At 68.2% G+C, this 19,797-nt stretch carries 3 protein-coding genes and 1 pseudogene; all 4 read right to left on the bottom strand.

What is annotated here, in order from left to right; all coding sequences use genetic code 11:
- Positions 1-144: 144 nt before the first annotated feature.
- On the bottom strand, positions 145-1,410 hold the full coding sequence (locus tag BOX37_RS13495; RefSeq protein WP_071927945.1) for an FAD-dependent oxidoreductase: 1,266 nt from the start codon (positions 1,408-1,410) through the stop codon (positions 145-147).
- Between the two features lie 42 nt (positions 1,411-1,452).
- Complete coding sequence (locus tag BOX37_RS13490; RefSeq protein WP_071927944.1) at positions 1,453-2,223, bottom strand: hypothetical protein; 771 nt, start codon at positions 2,221-2,223, stop codon at positions 1,453-1,455.
- A gap of 1 nt (position 2,224) precedes the next feature.
- Positions 2,225-2,881, bottom strand: a complete 657-nt coding sequence (locus BOX37_RS13485; RefSeq protein WP_084759620.1) for a hypothetical protein — start codon at positions 2,879-2,881, stop codon at positions 2,225-2,227.
- Positions 2,882-2,951: 70 nt separating this feature from the next.
- A pseudogene (locus tag BOX37_RS13480) lies at positions 2,952-19,745 on the bottom strand (SDR family NAD(P)-dependent oxidoreductase); the annotation flags it as partial.
- Positions 19,746-19,797: the final 52 nt, after the last annotated feature.

Below are 19,797 nucleotides of genomic sequence, written 5' to 3'. Positions count from 1 at the left end.
GGCGATGTCGTTCGACGATCCGGACACCGATTGATTCCTTTCACGGGGCAACGCGAACGACCAGCGGTCGCGTCGAAGAGAGCGTTCGGCTTGCAGCCGTGTTGAACTCGGTGGCGGGCGGCGGTTGAATGCCGCCCGCCACGCTCAGGCCGCGAGCGCCGGCACCTGTTCCCGGCGCTGGGTCGCCCGGGCTCGCCGGGCGCCGATCGCAGCGCGCACCAGCAGCTTCGGCGAGAACAGCACGGCCGGGGAGCTGTTGCGGGTCACTACCGACACATAGGACTGCGCGATTTTCGGGTCGTCCACGGCGGCGGCGAGGATCATCCGGATCACCGGCGGCAGCACCGTGCGCTTGCTGAGGTCGGCGATTGTGAAGTGGTGCAGGCCGAGTCGCTTGCGGTGCTGCTTCTGGTAACGGGCCAGCGCCTTGTCGATCGCGGCGCTGTCCTGCGACTTCAGTGCGTCTGTCACCGCGTCGGCGAGCCATTCGGCGGCCTGGAAGGCGAAGCCGCAGCCCACGCCACTGACCGGGTCGGCCACCATCGCGGCGTCCCCGACCAGCGCGAGACCGGGGGCAACGACGCGGCGACGACGGATATTCGGGTAGTCGCGGGTGCCGATCAGGTCCGTTACCCGCTCGACGTTCGACAAGTCGGGCGCGTCGGGCAGATTCTTGAACGACTCGAGCAGGAACTTCTCCCGGTCGAGGTCGAACTCGGGGAGGCTGCGCTTGTCCGGAGCGCAGGAGATCACGGCGGTGCCGTCACCGAATCCGGCCATCAGGAAGATGTCAGGCATCGCGAACCAGGCCCGCAACGTACGGTCGGCGGGCATGTCGACGTTGCGGTAGTGGGCGAAGTAGATGTAGCGGCGATTCTCCGTTTCGATGGCAGGCAGCCCCGCCCGGTCGGCGACGACGGAGCTGCGACCGTCGGCGCCGATCACGAGGCGACCGCTGAACAGGGTCTCCTCGCCCTTGATCTTCGCGACGACACCGTTGACGCGACCATGGGCATCGCGAGACAGGTCGGTGACCTTCGCGCCGAGGATCAGCTCCACGCCCGGAGTCTCGGCGGCGGTGCGGCGCACCAGCGGGTCGAGCAGGCGCCGCTGCAGGTTGTAGCCGTAGTCGCCCCGCTCGACGGCGGTCTCGTCGAGGACCCAGCCGTCGGCCGCGGAGTGGAAGGCGTCGTAGCAGGGCATCGAACCTGCCTCCGCGAGTTTGTCTGCCAAGCCGAGCCGCCGCAGCACCGGCTGCGTTCCGGCGCGGATCGTCGCGGTGCACAGCCGCTTGTAATGGTCCGGATCCTTGTGCGCTTCGAGGACCGCGACGCGCAGTCCGGCGCGACCGAGGAGCGCGGCGGTGGAGCAGCCGGCGAGGCTGCCGCCAACGATGACGACGTCGTACATGAAGACCTTATTTCTCTGAGGAACTACAGCGATTCGATCGGGTCAGACTTTTTCGGCAGCAGGACGGTGTGGGTCCGCCTGCTGCTGTGCGGCGAGCCGGATCCGCTCCTGCGCGGCGAGGCGAGCCAAGCGAGCCGGGTCGCGCCCGTCCCAGGTGCCGGCGGAGGAATGGATACGGAACCGCGCCGAGAAGTTGTCGAACTGCCATTGCGTCAGCGACGGTTTGATCACCTTCTTGTGCGCTTCGGAACTGCGATAGGCGAAGTCGATGAGGTCGTGCTGACTGCGCCAGATCGAGAACGTGCTGGTGGAGGTGAGGTCGTCGGCGACGCCGAGTTGCGCGATCAGTCCGGCGTCGGTGCGCTGCTCGTCGACCACCCGCTTGTTGTTCAGCAGGAATGTCGGCACGTATCGCGAGCGCACATGGCTGTAGGTGAACGAGACGACCGGCTCGTCGTCGGTGTGCGGGACGGGATCGACCTCAGGACGCCAGCCACGCCACTCGCCGCGCCCGATCCGGGTGGGCGCCATCGCGACCTGCCATAGCTCGCGGGAACGGTCGGTGAAGATGTCGACGGCGCATGAATTCTCGAAATCGTCTCGGGCGGAGTCGGATTCGAACATCGTGAACAACGCCCAACGCCGGAAGATCGGCGCACCGCCGATCGGCGGCTGCAGATTCCCGGTACCGAATACCCGGCCCGCGACCAGGCCGGGGGTCGCACACAGTTCCTGGTTGATCCGCGGCAGGTTGGCCAGTAGCCCGGTCCAGCCGCGGGCGGGGTAGCTGGCGAGACGGAACGACACGGTCATCTCAGGCGCCCCGTTCGGTCGACTCGGCGGGCGGAGTGACCGGGGTCGCTTCGGCCAGCTGCTTGAACGTGCGGAATTGCTTGTGCACCATGACCAGTTCGCCCCACGGGAACAAGTACTTACGCAGCGCGTACAGCCCCGTGTAGCGCGCGAAGGCGCCGGTGCGGTCGTGCACCGTCATGATCATCAGCAGTCGGCAGTCGCCGCCCTCCGGGCGTTCCACCACCCGGAACGTGCAACAGGTGTCGCCCCAGAACCAGCGCAGCCACGGGTGGATACGCATCGTGATGTGCTGGTCGCGTTCGAAGCTCGACACCTGGAAGATCATCAGGATCTTCTGTCCCGCGGCCAGTTCATCGGCGCCGGGCGTCCACTGACGGGGGCTGCGTCGGCCGAAATTGTCGATCCAGTCGTAGCTGTACGGCGCAACCCGCATCTGGCACAGCCACCGCCACGTCACTGCCGATGTCGCCCGCACGGTGATGCCGCGATAGTAGGTGTCCCACGGCGGCGCGACATGATTCATGCACTCCTCGAATTCGGGGCGCTCCTGCTCGGTGGTGCCCCAATAGCGCCGTACCGCATGGGCGTTGTCGAGCGCTCGTCGCAGGCGCCCGAACGGACCGCGCGGTCGGTCGAGGCGGTCAAAGGTCGTCATCAGTTCTCGTTCCTCGAATCTGTCGGATCGGATGTCAACGGCCGCTGAGGGAGTCGAGCCAGCGACGGATGGACGTGGCGGTCTCGGTTGCCTGCTCCTCGATGATCGAGAAGTGGTGCGCGTCGATGCGCTCTGTCGGTCCGCGGTGCTGCCAGTCCGGCACCGGATCGGTGTCACCGAAGCTGCTCAGCGTCATGGACGCCCGCAGATTCAACGTCGGCGCGGCGATCGAGCGTGCTTCGCGCTCGGGGTAGAACCGCACATAGCCGCCCATGGCGACCAAACCGTGGTCGTCGACCGGGGTCAGCTCGTTGTCCCGGGACAGGATCTGTGCCAGTGCGTCGGTGAGTACGAGGCGATTGAGCTCCAGATCGTCCGGTGAGTATGTGTCGATCATCGCCACGCCGACGAGCCGTGTGCCGCGATCCTCGAGCCGCCGCGCGACCGCGTGCGCGATCGCGCCACCGACCGAATAGCCGATGAGCGCCACCGGATTTCGCTCGAGCTCCGGCTCGACGGCGGCGGCGAGGGCGTCGATCGCCGCCGACCAGGTCGCGGGCAACAGATCTCCTGGCGTCATGCCGGGCAACCGCAGTCCGAACACCTGCCGCTCGCCGCCCAGATTGCGGGCCAGGCGCGCGAACTGGTGCGGACCGGAACCCGCGAGGAACGACGGAATGCAGATCAGCGTCGGCGATCCGGCACCGCGCGCCAGCAGTTGTGGCGTCGGGGGCGCGATTTCGGCCTGGTCGGCGCCGGCCGCGGCCGCCAAGGCTGAGCTCGCGGTCAGCAGTGGCATCGCTGCCGCGAGGTCGCCGCGGCGATGCGCGGCCGTCACCAACTCGGTGAGCGTGCCGCGCACCCCGGTCGGCGCCGAGGCGATCCGGCCGCCGGCTTCGGTCTCCTCGATCCGGGACCGCACCAGCTTCGCCACCTCGGCGGCGGTCGGATGGTCGAAGATCAGGGTCGACGGCAACGTCAGCCCGGTCTGCTGCACCAGCCGATTCCGCAACTCGACAGCGCCGAGAGAGTCGAAGCCGAGTTCGGTGAACGGCGCGTCCGGGTCGATCGCGTCGCCGGACAGGTGGCCGAGCGCCGCCGCCGCGGCCTCCCGCACCGCCTGCACGATCGCGCTGTCACGCTCCGCGTCCGGCAGGGTGGCCAGCCGCCGCGCCAGGCTGACACCGCTGTTCGCCGTGGCCGTCGGCACCCTGATCATGCCCCGCAGTACCGCAGGCAGCGTGCCGCCGCGGGCCATGGCGGCAAGCGCCGTCTTGTCCAGCAGAGCCGTCGCCAGCGTCGCCCGGCCGGTCGCGAGTGCGCTGTCGAACAGCGTCATCCCGGACTCCGCGTCGATCGGGATCAGTCCGAGACGGGCGCGGATCTGCCGCGTGTACTGCTCGGCGCCGACTGTCCCGAGCATGCCCGCCATCCCGACGGTCCACAGCCCCCAGGCCAGTGAATGCGCAGGCATACCCGCGCTGCGCCGCACCCGAGCCAGCGCGTCGAGCACGCTGTTGGCCGCGGCGTAGTTGCCCTGGCCCTGTCCGCCGAGCAGCGGCGCCGCTGACGAGAACAGGACGAACGCGGACAGACTCAGCTCGCTGGTCAGCTCGTGCAGGTGCAGTGCCCCATCGACTTTCGGCGCCAGCACCCGGGTCGTCTGCTCATCGGTGAGCGTGTCGAGAGTGGCGTCGTCCAGCACGCCCGCCGCATGGATCACAGCGGTCAGCGGAGCATCGGCGTCGACCTCGGCCAGCAGCGAGCGGACCGCATCCCGGTCGGCGATGTCGCACGCAGCGACCCGCACGTGGGCGCCGAGCGCAGTGAGTTCGGCGACCAGTTCGGCGGCGCCGTCCGCGGCGGTGCCGCGACGCGAAGCCAGCAGCAGTCGGCGCACGCCGTGCGCGACGACCAGATGCCGGGCGACGATCGCGCCGATGCCACCGACACCACCGGTGATGAGCACCGTGCCCTCGTCGAAGGAGAGCGGCACGCTCGGTTCGGTGGCGGGCAGTGGCGCCAATCGCGGCGCCAGCAGGCGGCCCTCGCGCACAGCCAGATGCGGTTCGTCCGCGGCGACGGCGTCGGCGAACCACTCGATCGGCAGTGCGTCACCGTCGTGGTCGAGCAGCAGGAACCGGCCGGGATGCTCGGACTGCGCACTGCGCACCAGCCCGGCGACAGCGGCGCCGACCAGATCGGGCCGCTCACCGGGCAATCCGGCAGCGGAGCGCGTGACAATCACGAGCACGCCGGGCCGTTCGGCGGCCAGCCAGTCGCGCAGCAGCGCGAGAGTCGTCAGGACACCGGCGTGGACGTCGGCCGCGCCGCCGCCGGTCTCCCGGGGCGCCGACCACACCACCGGGCCGGGAACATCCAGCAGGGCCAGGTCCGCGAGACCAGCGCACCGCGGAACCGACTCGACCGCGGCATCGGCAATCGGCTCCGACCCGCCGAGTACCACGATCTGCCCGCGGTCGGCGGCGGAGACGACCGGCACGGCGGCCCAGTCGAGGTCGTACAACGCCACGCCGCGCAGCTGGTCGAGCGCCCGCTGCTCGACCGGACGTGCCCGCACGGAATCGATCCCCAGCACCGTGGCGCCGTCGGCGTCCACCGCGTCGACACGCAGAGTGTCGGGCGCGGTACCCCTGATGCGGGCGCGCAGCGCGCTCACACCGGACTTGGCCAGCCGCACGCCGTCGAAGGCGAAGGGCAGCGGCGCCCGGCCATCGGGCGCGCCGTCGGCGAGGTGGTCGATCGCTGCGTGGAACACCGCGTCCAAGAGCGCCGGATGCAGTCCATATTCGGTGGCGCGCCCGGCGGTTTCGGAGTCGAGGGCGAGTTCGGCGAACACGTCGTCGCCGTCGGACCAGGCGGCACGCACGCACTGGAACACCGGGCCGTATCCGAAGCCGAGGTCACCGAGCGTGCGGTACAGCTGCTGTCCGTCGACCGGTTCGCCCGCGACGGGCGGCCAGACGTCGGCCCAGTCCGACGTGGCAGGCGGCAGCGCCGGGGCGAGCACACCGCTGGCATGCAGCACCCAGTCGTCGGTGGTGCGGGCGTGGATCGCGATCGCCCGTCGCCCGGTGGCGTCGGGTTCGTCGACCGAGAGCTGCACATCCACCGCTGCGTCGTCGGTCAGGATCAGCGGCGACGCCAGCACCAGCTCCGCGAGGTGCGGAACGTCGAGGCGCGCACCGGCGGCAAGAGCCAGTTCCACGAAACCCGTGCCGGGCATCAGGACCGATTCGAAGACGGCGTGGTCGGCGAGCCACGGCTGAGCGCGCAGCGAGAGCCGACCGGTGAACAGCCATTCGTCTTTGCCCGCGAGCGGCACCTGAGCGTGCAGCAGCGGATGGTCTGCGGAGTCGGCGCCGAGGAGGGCCGGCGTCGGCTCGTTCGGCAGCAACCAGAACCGCTCGTGCTGGAAGGGATAGGTGGGCAGCGTGATCCGCGGCTGCGGTCGCTCACCGAAGTACGACGCCCACCGCACGGGGAGTTCGGCGCAGTGCGCGTCCGCGAGCAGCTGTGCGAATTGCTCGACGTCGTCGACGGTGCGGCGTCCAGCGGCGGTGACGACGGTCCGCGATTCCAGCTCAGCGGGCAACGACTGGCGCGTCATCGCCGTCAACACCGCATCCGGACCCAGCTCGATAAACCGCCGCACACCCGAATCCACCAACGAACCCACCGCAGGCGCGAAACGAACCGCCGCACGCACCTGCCCGACCCAGTACCCCGCAGTCAGCAACTCCGCACCAGCCAACACACCAGAAACCGTGGAACACAACCGAATACGCGGTGGCTGATACGCCACACCCGCAGCCACTCGCTCGTACTCAGCGAGCATCGGCTCCATCAACACCGAATGGAACGCATGACTCACCGACAGACGGTTCGTCTTCACACCGTCTGCCTTCAACTGAGCCTCGAGCACCGAAATCGCCGCAACCGCACCGGAGAACACCACCGCATTCGGCGCGTTCACCGCCGCCAACGACACAACATCAGCCCACGAATCGGGCCCGACACCACCGCCAGGCCCAGCACTGCCATCAGCGCCGACACCGGCCTCGACACCAGCACCGGCTGCCAGCAACTCCAATGCCCGTTCCTCGGTCACCGCAGCCGCCAACATCGCCCCACCCGAAGGCAGGCCACCCATCAAACGACCACGCGCAGCGACAAGGCGACACGCATCCGACAACGACCACACACCAGCCACATACGCCGCGGCCAACTCACCGATCGAATGACCAACCACCACATCCGGCACCACACCGAACGACTCGACCAGCCGGAACAACGCCACCTCGAACGCGAACAACGCAGGCTGCGTGAACTCCGTCCGATCCAACAAACCCGCAGCGACCTCGGCGTCCTCGCCGAACATCACCGCACGCAACGAAACACCCAACAGGGCATCGAACTCCGCACACACCTCATCCAAAGCCATAGCGAACAAAGGGAACCTGGCATATAAACCAGCACCCATACCGACCCGCTGCGCACCCTGACCCGTGAAAAGGAACGCTGTCTCACCCGCCCCGATCACACCGTCGACGGCGCGCGGTGTCGGCTCCGCGTCGGCCACGCGTGCCAGCGCGGCCATCAGAGTTTCGCGATTCGCGCCGACAACGGCGGTGCGCCGCTCGAGGTGCGCGCGGTGCAGCGCCAGCGTCACTGCGGCGTCGGTCAAGTCGAGGTCCGGACGGTCACGCAGGACGTCGTGCAGGCGACGGGCTTGAGTCCGTAGCGCGGCAGCAGTCCTCGCGGACAGCAGCAGCGGTGTGACCGTCGGTAGCGGCACGTCGACCGGCAGAAGAGCCACAGCCGGCGCTTCTTCGAGGATCACGTGCGCATTGGTGCCACTGATCCCGAACGACGAAACACCCGCCCGACGCACCCGAGAACCCGCCACCCAAGGCTCCGCCTCCGTGACCACCCGCACCGCACCCGAAGCCCAATCCACATGCGGCGAAGGCACATCCGCGTGCAGGCTCGCGGGCAACATCTCGTGCCGCAACGCCTGCACCATCTTGATCACACCACCCACACCAGCCGCAGCCTGGGTATGACCGATATTCGACTTCAACGACCCGATCCGCAACGGCTCATCTCGATCCTGGCCATAGGCATTCAGCAAAGCCTGCGCCTCGATCGGATCACCCAACGTCGTACCGGTCCCGTGCGCCTCGACAGCGTCTACATCCACCGCAGACAGACCCGACGCGGCCAACGCCTGCGCGATCACCCGTTCCTGCGAAGGACCGTTCGGCGCGGTCAACCCGTTACTCGCACCATCCTGATTGACCGCGCTACCACGAACCACCGCCAACACCCGATGACCCAAGCGCTGCGCATCCGAAAGCCGCTCGAGCGCAACCACACCCACGCCCTCGCCCCATGAGACACCGTCGGCGGACGCCGAAAACGCCTTGCACCGCCCGTCCGGCGACAATGCTCGCTGACGCGAGAACTCGACGAACAACAACGGTGTCGACATCACCGTCACACCACCGACCAACACCAGCGAGGACTCCCCCGACCGCAACGCCTGAGCCGCCAGATGCAACGCCACCAACGACGACGAACACGCCGTATCCACCGTCACCGCAGGCCCTTCCAGCCCCAACGCATACGACACCCGACCCGACACGACACTGCCCGCCGAGCCGGTCGCCAGATAGCCCTCCGCTGCTCCGTCCGCAGCGTCACGGGCGGAATAGCCGTAGTCCTGGTACATGACGCCGACGTACACACCGGTATCGCTGCCGCGCAACGACGTCGGATCGATCCCCGCGTCCTCGAGCGCCTCCCACGACGCCTCCAGCATCAAGCGCTGCTGCGGATCCATCGCCGCCGCCTCACGGGGTCCGATCCCGAAGAAACCGGGATCGAACTCGCCTGCGTTGTACAGGAATCCGCCCTCGCGGGTGTAGATCTTGCCTGCCTTGCCAGGGTCGGGGTCGTACAGGTTGTCGAGGTCCCAGCCACGGTCGGTCGGGATGGGGCTGATCGCGTCGACCCGCGCGGTCATCAATTCCCAGAGCTGATCCGGGTTCTCGACTCCGCCCGGGTAGCGGCAGCTCATGCCGACGATCGCGATCGGCTCGTCGACCCGAGTCCGGGTCGTCGTCGTTCGCGGCGGGGCCGCTCCGTCGATCCGGGTGCGCAGGAACCCCGCGACCGCGGTCGTGGTCGGATAGTCGAACACCAAGGTGGACGGCAGTTGCACGCCCGTCGCGGCGGCCAGCCGGTTGCGGAACTCGACACCGCCGAGGGAGTCGAAACCCAGCTCCGAGAACGGAATTTCCGGATCGACGGCGTCCGCCGACTCGTGGCCGAGTACCGCGGCGGCAATCGCCCGGACCTCGTGGCGCACCAGCGCCTCCCACTGCTCAGCGGGGGCGTCGGCGAGCCGCTGCCGCAACGGACTGTCAGCGACACTGCCACGACTCGGCACGCGAATCAGTCCGCGCAGCACCGCGGGCAGTGTGCCGAGGCGCCCCAGTGCGGTGAGCGCGGCGGTATCGAGCAGCGCGGTCAGCAGCATCGGTTCCCTGGTAGCCAGCGCGTCGTCGAAGAGCTGCATGCCGATGTCCGGCTCGATCGGAGCCAGCCCGAGGCGCGTGCGAATCTGGCGCACCAGATGCTCGGCGCCTGCGTCGTTGAGCGCCTCGGCCATGCCGCGGGTCCACAGGCCCCACGCCAACGAGTGCGCGGGCAGCCCGGCGCTGCGTCGCATCCGGGCCAGTGCGTCGAGGGCCGCGTTCGCCGCCGCGTAGTTGCCCTGCCCCTGCCCGCCGAGCAGCGGCGCGGCGGACGAGAACAGCACGAACGCGGACAGATCCAGATCGCGAGTGAGCTCATGCAGGTGCCAGGCGGCGTCGACCTTCGGGGCGAGTACCCGATCGACCTGCTCGGGGGTCAGCGTCGCGACGATGCCGTCGTCGAGCACGCCCGCGGTGTGCACCACGGCCGTGAGCGGGTGCTCCGCCGGAATCGCCGCCAGCAATGCCTCGACCGCGGCGCGGCTGCTGACATCGCAGGCGGAGACACCCACGTCGGCTCCCAGCGCGGTCAGCTCGGCCACCAGTTCGGCGACCCCCGGGGCAGCACTGCCCCGCCGCGACACCAGCAGCAGCCGGCGCGCACCGTGCGCGGTGATCAGGTGGCGGGCGGTGACGGCACCCAATCCGCCGGTGCCACCAGTGATCAGGACCGTGCCGGTGGCGAAGGTCGCGGCAAGCGGCTCGGCAGCGGTGGTGCGAACCAACCGCGGTGCCAGCGCGGCGCCCCCGCGGATCGCGAGCTGTGGTTCGCCTGCGGCCATAGCAGCGGCGACGCGCAGCGCCTCGTCGGCGTCATCGATGGCGGCACGGTCGACGTCGACCAGCACAATCCGCCCCGGATGCTCGGACTGCGCACTGCGCGCCAGACCCCAGACGGCCGCGGCCGCGAGGTCGGGCGTCTCGCCGGGCAGGCCGACGGCATCACGGGTCAGCACAACCAATGTCGACTCGGCGCAACTCGGCTCTGCGAGCCACTCTCGCAGGACGGCGAGAGCGGCGTGGACGGCGGCGCGGACGGCGGACGGCGTGTCGGCGGCGTTGTCCACAGCGGGGGGTGCAGGCGACCAGACGACAGTCACCGCGGCGCGGTCCGCCCGGGCCGCGAATGTCATCGCGTCCGGGTATGTCTCGGCGATTCCCGAGACGGGCTGTCCCAGCGCGACCAGCTCCTGCGCCGACACCGCTTGTGCGGGCAGCGGTGTCCATTCGAGGGCGTACAGGGAGGCCCGGCCGTTGCCGCGGGCGCTGTCGAGGGTGCGCGCGTCGACAGGGCGGGCGAGCACCGCGTCGATGGACAGCACCGGAGAGCCGGTGTCGTCGCAGGCGTCGATGCGCACCTTCTCGGGTCCCGAACGGGTGATCCTGGCGCGCACGGCGGCGGCGCCGCGTCGGAATACCCGAACGCCACCGAAGGAGAACGGCAGCGGCAAACGGCCGTCGGGCAGATCGTCGGCGAGTCCGTCGATGGCGGCGTGGAACGCCGCATCCAGCAGGGCTGGATGCACCCCGAACACAGCGGCCTGGGCGGCGGTCGTCTCGTCGAGGGCTACCTCAGCGAACACCTCGCTGCCGCGAGTCCACGCCGCGCGCACGCCGCGGAAACTCGGACCGTAGCCGAAGCCCAGGTCGGCGAGCCGGTCGTACAGGTGAGCTCCGTCGATCGGCGTGCCGTCGGCGGGTGGCCAGTCGGGGCTGCTCCAGGCGGGTGTCGTCGCGTCGGCAGGCGCCAGTATTCCGGTGGCGTGCAGCGTCCAGTCCTGCTCGCGGGCATCCCCTCGGGCGCCGTCGGCAACGGTGCGCGAGTAGATCGACAAGCGACGGACACCGGCATCGTCCGGCTCGGCTACCGATACCTGCACGTCCACGGCCGCGCCGTCGAAGAGCAACGGCGCCGCCAACACGAGTTCGTCCATGACCGGAAGCGCGAGATGCGCGCCAGCGGTGAGGGCCAGATCCACGAATCCAGTGCCCGGCAGTAGTACGGCGCCGAAGGCAGTGTGATCGGCGATCCACGACTGCTCAGTGGTCGACAGCCGTCCGCTGAAGAGCCATTCGTCGCGGCCGGCCAACTGCGCCGCGACGCGCAGCACGGGGTGCCCCAGCGCTGCGAGGCCGGCGTGACCCATATCGCCGAGTGCGTCGTCGCCGGCCTGCGTCCAGTAGCGACGACGTTGAAAGGCATAGACCGGCAGGTCGATGTGGGAGACCGGTCGACCGACATGCAGTGGTGCCCAGTCCACGGCGACGCCCGCGCAGTGGACCGCGGCCAGCAGCCGTAGGAACTGTTCGGCCTCGTCGATCGTGCGGCGAGCCGCTGCCGCGACGAGCGAACGAGCCGCGGCCTCGTCGGTCAGTGTCTGGCTGGTCATCGAAGCCAGCACTGCATCCGGGCCCACTTCCACGAACCGACGCACGCCGGCATCGTCGAGGGCTCGCACCGCAGGCGCGAAACGCACCGTGTCACGGACCTGTCGCACCCAATACGCCGGTGTCAGCAATTCGTCGTCGGCGACTACCCCAGACACCGTGGAACACACCCTGATTCGCGGCGCCTGGTACGCCACCGACCGCGCGACCTGTTCGTATTCGGCCAGCATCGGCTCCATCAACACCGAATGGAACGCGTGACTTACCGACAGACGGTTCGTCTTCACACCCTCGGCCGAGAGCCGCGCCTCGAGCACCGCGATAGCCGCGCCGTCGCCCGAGAACACCACCGCCACAGGAGCATTGACCGCGGCCAACGACACAGAACCCAGCTGCGACACAGCCCCGGCCCCCATGCCTTCAACGGCCCCGATCCCACCTGCCAGCAACTCTAGTGCCCGCTCCTCCGACACCGCAGCCGCCAACATCGCCCCACCCTCAGGCAAAGCACCCATCAAACGACCACGCGCAGCCACCAAACGACACGCATCCGACAACGACCACACACCAGCCACATACGCAGCCACCAACTCACCGATCGAATGACCAACCACCACATCCGGCACCACACCGAACGACTCGATCAACCGGAACAACGCCACCTCGAACGCGAACAACGCCGGCTGCGTGAACTCCGTCCGATCCAACAAACCCAGGTACTCGACGTCCTCACCGAACATCACCGCCCGCAACGAAACACCCAGCAACGCATCGAACTCCGCACAGACCTCATCCAAAGCTGTCGCGAATACTGGAAACGCCACAGACAATCCGGTACCCATCCCAACTCGCTGCGCCCCCTGGCCTGTGAACAGGAACGCGGTGTCGCCAGCCGCGGCGACGCCTCGCACGACATGCGGTGACGGTGCACCCGCCGCGAGGGCGGTCAGGCCGGTGAGCAGCTCCGCGCGGCCGGCACCGAGCACCGCGCCGCGCCAATCCAGCCGGGCGCGCGACGAAGTCAGCGTCGCGGCGATATCCGCGTCATCGGCGTCGGGATGCACGGCGAGCCAGGTCTGCAACCGACGCGCCTGCGCCTGCAACGCGGCCTCCGACTTCGCCGATAGCAGCCACGGCGCAGTGTTGGCATGTGGTCGGGCAGCGATGTGATCAGACTGCCGCACAACGTTATTCGCTTCAGTACTCACGGTGGGGTCGCTGGGCGCTTCTTCCAGGATCACATGCGCATTGGTGCCACTGATCCCGAACGACGACACACCCGCCCGACGCACCCGAGAACCCGCCACCCAAGGCTCCGCCTCCGTGACCACCCGCACCGCACCCGAAGCCCAATCCACATGCGGCGAAGGCACATCCGCGTGCAGGCTCGCGGGCAACATCTCGTGCCGCAACGCCTGCACCATCTTGATCACACCACCCACACCAGCCGCAGCCTGGGTATGACCGATATTCGACTTCAACGACCCGATCCGCAACAGCTCACTGCGATCCTGGCCATAGGCATTCAACAAGGCCTGCGCCTCGATCGGATCACCCAACGTCGTACCCGTGCCGTGCGCCTCCACCACATCCACATCAGCCGCCGACAGACCCGACACAGCCAACGCCTGCGCGATCACCCGCTCCTGCGACGGACCATTCGGCGCAGTCAACCCATTACTCGCACCATCCTGATTCACCGCACTACCACGCACCACCGCCAACACTTGATGGCCCAACCGCTGCGCATCCGACAATCGCTCGACCACCAGCACGCCGACACCCTCACCCCAGGCGACGCCATCGGCGGACGCCGAGAATGCCTTGCAGCGACCATCTTTCGACAGACCACGCTGCCGTGAGAACTCCACGAACAACAACGGTGTGGACATCACCGTCACACCACCGACCAACACCAGCGAGGACTCCCCCGACCGCAACGCCTGAGCCGCCAGATGCAACGCCACCAACGACGACGAACACGCCGTATCCACCGTCACCGCAGGCCCTTCCAGCCCCAACGCATACGACACCCGACCCGACACGACACTGCCGGACGCGCCGGTCGCGCGATAGCCCTCCGCGGAGTCCCCGGCCGCGGTGGAAGCGCAGTAGTCCTGGTACATGACACCCGCGAACACACCGGTGTCGCTGCCGCGCAACGATGTCGGATCGATCCCGGCGTGCTCGAGCGCCTCCCACGACGCCTCCAGCATCAACCGCTGCTGCGGATCCATCGCCGCCGCCTCACGCGGCCCGATCCCGAAGAACGCGGCGTCGAAATCACCGGCGTCGTAGAGGAATCCAGCCCTCGTCGCGTACACGGTTCCGGGCTTGTCCGGGTCGGAGTCGAACAGTCGATCGAGGTCCCAGCCACGATCGGTCGGAAAGTCCGACATCGCGTCGCCCCCCGCCGCCACGAAGTCCCAGAGTTGATCCGGATTCTCGATGCCTCCCGGATAACGGCAACTCATGCCGACGATCGCGATCGGCTCGTCGGTCCAGAGGCGGGTGGCGCGGGCAGTACGTGGGCGTTGCGCGCCGTCCAATCGGGTGCGCAGGAACCCGGCGACCGCGGCGGCGGTCGGATAGTCGAAGACCAGTGTTGACGCCAGGGTCAGCGTCGTGGCCTTCGCTAGCCGGTTCCGGAATTCGACGGCGCCGAGGGAGTCGAAACCCAGCTCGCTGAACGGTGTGTCGACGCCGATCGCGGTGGCCGACGCATGACCGAGCACGGCCGCGGCCTCGGTCTGCACGAACTCGCGCAACACCGCGTCGAGCCGTTCGGCGGGCACTGTCGCCAGCCGCTGCGCGAGTGCCCCAGCACCGGGTGCCCGGCGTGTCGACGCCGGTGCGAGCCCGCTCAGGACGGGCAGCAGCTGGCCGGCCCGAGCCCGTTCACCGAGTGCGACCTGATCCAGTCCCGCCGCGGTCAGCAGGGATTCGCTGCCTGTGAGAGCGACCACCTGATCGAACAACTGCACTCCGCGGGCGCTTGTCAGCGGCCGTAGCCCGGAGCGGGCCAGGCGGGAGAACTCAGCCTGCGATAGGGCGCCGGTCATGCCGGCCTGCTGATCCCACGGGCCCCACGCCACCGATGTCGTCGGCTGGCCTTGCGTGCTGCGCAGGTGTGCGAGCGCGTCAAGGAACGCATTCGCGGCGGCGTAGGCACCCTGTCCGGCGGCGCCGAGTACACCCGCGACCGAGGAGAACAGAATGAACGCCGAAAGGTCACAGTGACGCGTGAGCTCGTGCAGATTCCATGCCGCGTCCACCTTGGGGGCGAATACGCGATGTAGTGAACCTTCGGTCAGCGTCTGCACAGTGCTGTCGTCGAGGACACCGGCGGCGTGCACGACAGCAGTCAACGGGGTCTGCTCCGGGATCGCCGCGAGCAGTTCCCGCACCGCCTGTGGGTCGGCCACGTCGCAGGCCGCGACACTGGCACGAGCGCCCAGCTCGGTCAGCTCGCGCACTAGATCCGCGGCACCCTCCGCCTTCTCGCCGCTGCGCGATACGAGCAGTAGATCGCGCACCTGGTGCGCATCGGCGAGGTGACGGGCGATCTGCGCGCCCAGTCCACCGGTGCCACCCGTGATCAGCACTGTGCCGGTTCCGAACGGCGCCGCGGTCGGCGCAGACACCTGCACCGTCACCAATCGGGGGGTGTAGAGCGCGCCGGCGCGCACCGCGACCCACGGCTCGCCGACGGCCACCGCCGCCGCGACCGCCGCTGCAGTGAGCTCATCGGCGTAGTCGAGCAGCACGAACCGGCCGGGATGCTCGGCCTGCGCAGCGCGCACGATCCCGCCGACCGCGGCGGCCGCGAGGTCCACGGTCTCGCCGGGCAGCGCAACGCCGCCGCAGGTCGCGATAACCAATGGCGCGTCGAGTGGGTGTTCGATGTAGGCACGCAGTATCCGCAGGGTCGCCTGGACGCGAACCCGGGCAGCATCGGCGAAATCGCTTGTGGTGCCGGTCGTTTCGTCGGCCCACAACACCAGATCAGGCACGTCGGCCCCGTCAGTCGTCGCGCCGGTGAGCGCGTCGATGTCGGCATATCGCAGTTCCACCCCGCTCAGCTGCGTTGAGCCCAGCAACACCAGCTGTGATCGGACGGGCGCCGACACTGTGGCGGGTTCGGCGGCAGTCATCGCAGTCCAGCGCAGTCCCAACACACCGCTTTCGGTGGTGCGCGCGACATCGAGAGCGGCGAGGTCCACTGGGCGGGCCAGCAACGAGTTCACGCTGAACACCGGGACACCAGCGGCATCGACGGCGTCGAGTCGAACGCGGTCGGTACCGACGCGGGTGATCCGGACGCGCGTGGCGACGGCACCCCGGGCATACACGCGCACGCCGGAGAAGGCGAACGGTAGCGGCAGTCGACCGGCGGCCGTGTCCTGGGCCAGCGGTTCGATCACTGTGTGCAGCATGGCATCCGACAACGCCGGGTGAATCAGGCAACGTGCGGCGACCCGCTGTGCCGACGTATCCAAGGCGACGTCGGCGATCACGTGTCCCCCGTCGTTCCAGGCGGCGACGACGGCCTGGAAGGTCGGTCCGTACGCGAAGCCCAGATCGGCCAGCCGGTCGTAAAGAACATCGATGTCGATCGGCTCAGCGTCCGCGCTCGGCGCGATCTCAGCGTCGAGCGGGGACGGTGCCGTCTCCTCAGCGAGAACGCCATCGGCGTTCTGGGTCCACTCCACCGCGTTGTCTCCGGACTGCACCCGGGAATACACAGCGAGCACACGGCGGCCGTGATTATCGGCGGCGCCGACAGTCACCTGCAGTTCCACGGCACGATCGGGTGGCAGCAGCAGCGGTGCGCGCAGCGTGAGCTCCTCGACGACTGTCGAGCCGAGGATGTGACCGCTGCACAGCGCCATCTCAACCAGTGCCGTACCGGGAACGATCACCGTGCCGGACACCAGGTGATCGACCAGCCAGGGGTGGGTGCGGTACGACAGGCGGCCGGTGAGCACCCACTCGTCTTTGTCGGCGAGCTGCACGGCTGCGCCGAGCAGCGGATGGTCGGGAAAGACGAGACCCGCCTGTGTCACGTCGCCGAGCTGTCGGGGGTCCAGCGTCAGGTCGTGCCAGTAGCGCTTGTGTTGGAAGGCGTACGTGGGCAAGCTAATTCGAGTCGACGGTTGCACAGGGACCAACGGCGCCCAGTCCACCGCAACGCCCGCGCTATGCACCGACGCGAGCGACGAAACGAAGTTCTCGGCCTCATCGCCGGTGCGCCGTCCCGCCGCCGCCAACAGCAACCGTGACGACGCCTCGTCTGTCAACGTCTGATGTGTCATGGCGGTCAACACCGCATCCGGACCCAACTCGACAAACCGCCGCACACCCGAATCCACCAAACAACCCACCGCAGGCGCAAAACGCACCGTGTCACGGACCTGTCGCACCCAATACGCCGGTGTCAGCAACTCTTCGTCGGCGACTACCCCAGACACCGTGGAACACACCCTGATTCGCGGCGCCTGGTACGCCACCGACCGCGCGACCTGTTCGTATTCGGCCAGCATCGGCTCCATCAACACCGAATGGAACGCGTGACTTACCGACAGACGGTTCGTCTTCACACCCTCGGCCGAGAACCGCGCCTCGAGCACCGCGATAGCCGCGCCGTCGCCCGAGAACACCACCGCCACAGGAGCATTAATCGCGGCCAACGACACAGAACCCAGCTGCGACACAGCCCCGGCCCCCATGCCTTCAACGGCCCCGATCCCACCTGCCAGCAACTCTAGTGCCCGCTCCTCCGACACCGCAGCCGCCAACATCGCCCCACCCTCAGGCAAAGCACCCATCAAACGACCACGCGCAGCCACCAAACGACACGCATCCGACAGACTCCACACACCAGCCACATACGCCGCCACCAACTCACCGATCGAATGACCAACCACCACATCCGGCACCACACCGAACGACTCGATCAACCGGAACAACGCCACCTCGAACGCGAACAACGCCGGCTGCGTGAACTCCGTCCGATCCAACAAACCCGCAGCGACCTCGGCGTCCTCACCGAACATCACCGCCCGCAACGAAACACCCAGCAACGCATCGAACTCCGCACACACCTCATCCAAAGCCGCAGCGAACACCGGGAACGCCGCATACAACCCAGCACCCATCCCGATCCGCTGCGCGCCTTGGCCGGTGAACAGGAACGCCGTCTTGCCTGAACCGCACACGCCGTAGGCCACACCGGGCTTCGGTGTATCCGCCGCCAGAGCGGTCAGACCCGACAACAACTCCTCGCGATCGCGCCCGACCACCACCCCCCGACAATCCAACTGCGCCCGCGAATACCACAGCGCCGCCGACACATCCGACAGCCGCGCTCCCTCGTTCACCGCCAACCAGTCGTGCAACCGCAACGCCTGAGCCCGCAACGCCGACTCCGACCTCGCCGACACCAACAATGCGGTCGGAACACCACCTGAAACGACACCGTCCTGCGCAGCCGCGGGCACATCCACGCCCACCGCAACAGGCGGCGCTTCTTCGAGGATCACATGCGCGTTCGTGCCACTGATCCCGAACGACGACACACCCGCCCGACGCACCCGATCACCCACCGGCCACGCCTCCGACTCGGTGAGCAGTCGCACCGACCCCGCAGACCAATCCACATGCGGCGAAGGCGCATCCACATGCAAAGTCGCAGGCAACACCTCGTGCCGCAACGCCTGCACCATCTTGATCACACCACCCACACCAGCAGCAGCCTGGGTATGACCGATATTCGACTTCAACGCACCGACCCGCAACGGCACACCACGATCCCGACCATAGGCATTCAACAAAGCCTGCGCCTCGATCGGATCACCCAACGTCGTACCCGTGCCGTGCGCCTCCACCACGTCCACATCCGAACCCTGCAAACCCGCACTCGCCAACGCCTGCGCGATCACCCGCTCCTGCGACGGACCATTCGGCGCAGTCAACCCGTTACTCGCGCCGTCCTGATTGATCGCACTACCACGCACCACCGCCAACACCCGATGACCCAACCGCCGCGCATCCGACAGCCGCTCCAGCGCAAGCACACCAACACCCTCAGACCACGAAACCCCATCCGCAGACGCCGAAAACGCCCTACACCGACCATCCTTCGACAAACCACGCTGACGCGAGAACTCCACGAAAAGGAACGGGGTCGACATCACAGTCACACCGCCGACCAGCATCAGCGACGACTCGCCCTGACGCAGCGCCCGGCACGCCAGATGTAGTGCCACCAGCGACGACGAACACGCCGTGTCCAGCGTCACCGCAGGCCCTTCCAGCCCCAGGGTGTAGGAGACGCGGCCGGAGACCACACTCGTCGCGGTGCCCGTGCCGATGTGGCCCTCCGCCGCCGACGCCTGCGGCACCATGCCGTAATCCTGGTACATGACACCGGCGATGACGCCGGTGTCGCTGCCGCGCAACGATGTCGGGTCGATACCCGCGTCTTCGAGCGCCTCCCACGACGCCTCCAGCATCAATCGCTGCTGCGGATCCATCGCCGCTGCCTCACGGGGGCCGATCCCGAAGAAGCCCGCATCGAAATCCACCGCGTTGTGCAGGAATCCGGCTTCCCGTACGTAGCAGGTACCCGCGATATCCGGATCGTCGTCGAACAGGCGCTCCAGATCCCAGCCGCGGTCGGTCGGGAACGCGCCGATCGCGTCGGTCTCCGAATCCACGAGATCCCAGAGTTGATCCGGATTCTCGACGCCGCCTGGATAGCGGCAGGCCATGCCGACGATCGCGATCGGTTCCTCGGCGCGGGCCTGCAGTTGCTCCAATCCCTCGCGGGTCTCCAGCAGTTCCAGCGTGACCTTCTTCAGGTACTCCAGCAGCCGCTCCGACGACGGGTCATTGACGACGTTCTCACTCACGACTTACCACACCTGCTTCTTGAAGATCCACGCTGGTCCAGCTGGGCCCTGC

The sequence above is a fragment of the Nocardia mangyaensis genome (assembly GCF_001886715.1).
GTDB classification, from domain to species: domain Bacteria; phylum Actinomycetota; class Actinomycetes; order Mycobacteriales; family Mycobacteriaceae; genus Nocardia; species Nocardia mangyaensis.
The sequence above is the reverse complement of the archived record's forward strand: the minus strand, read 5'-3'. Positions and strand labels throughout refer to the sequence as shown.

Coding starts and splice junctions, on each gene's coding strand:
- BOX37_RS13495 (WP_071927945.1), bottom strand. CDS start 1,410: ATGTACGACGTCGTCATCGTTGGCGGCAGCCTCGCCGGCTGCTCCACC.
- BOX37_RS13485 (WP_084759620.1), bottom strand. CDS start 2,881: ATGACGACCTTTGACCGCCTCGACCGACCGCGCGGTCCGTTCGGGCGC.
- BOX37_RS13490 (WP_071927944.1), bottom strand. CDS start 2,223: ATGACCGTGTCGTTCCGTCTCGCCAGCTACCCCGCCCGCGGCTGGACC.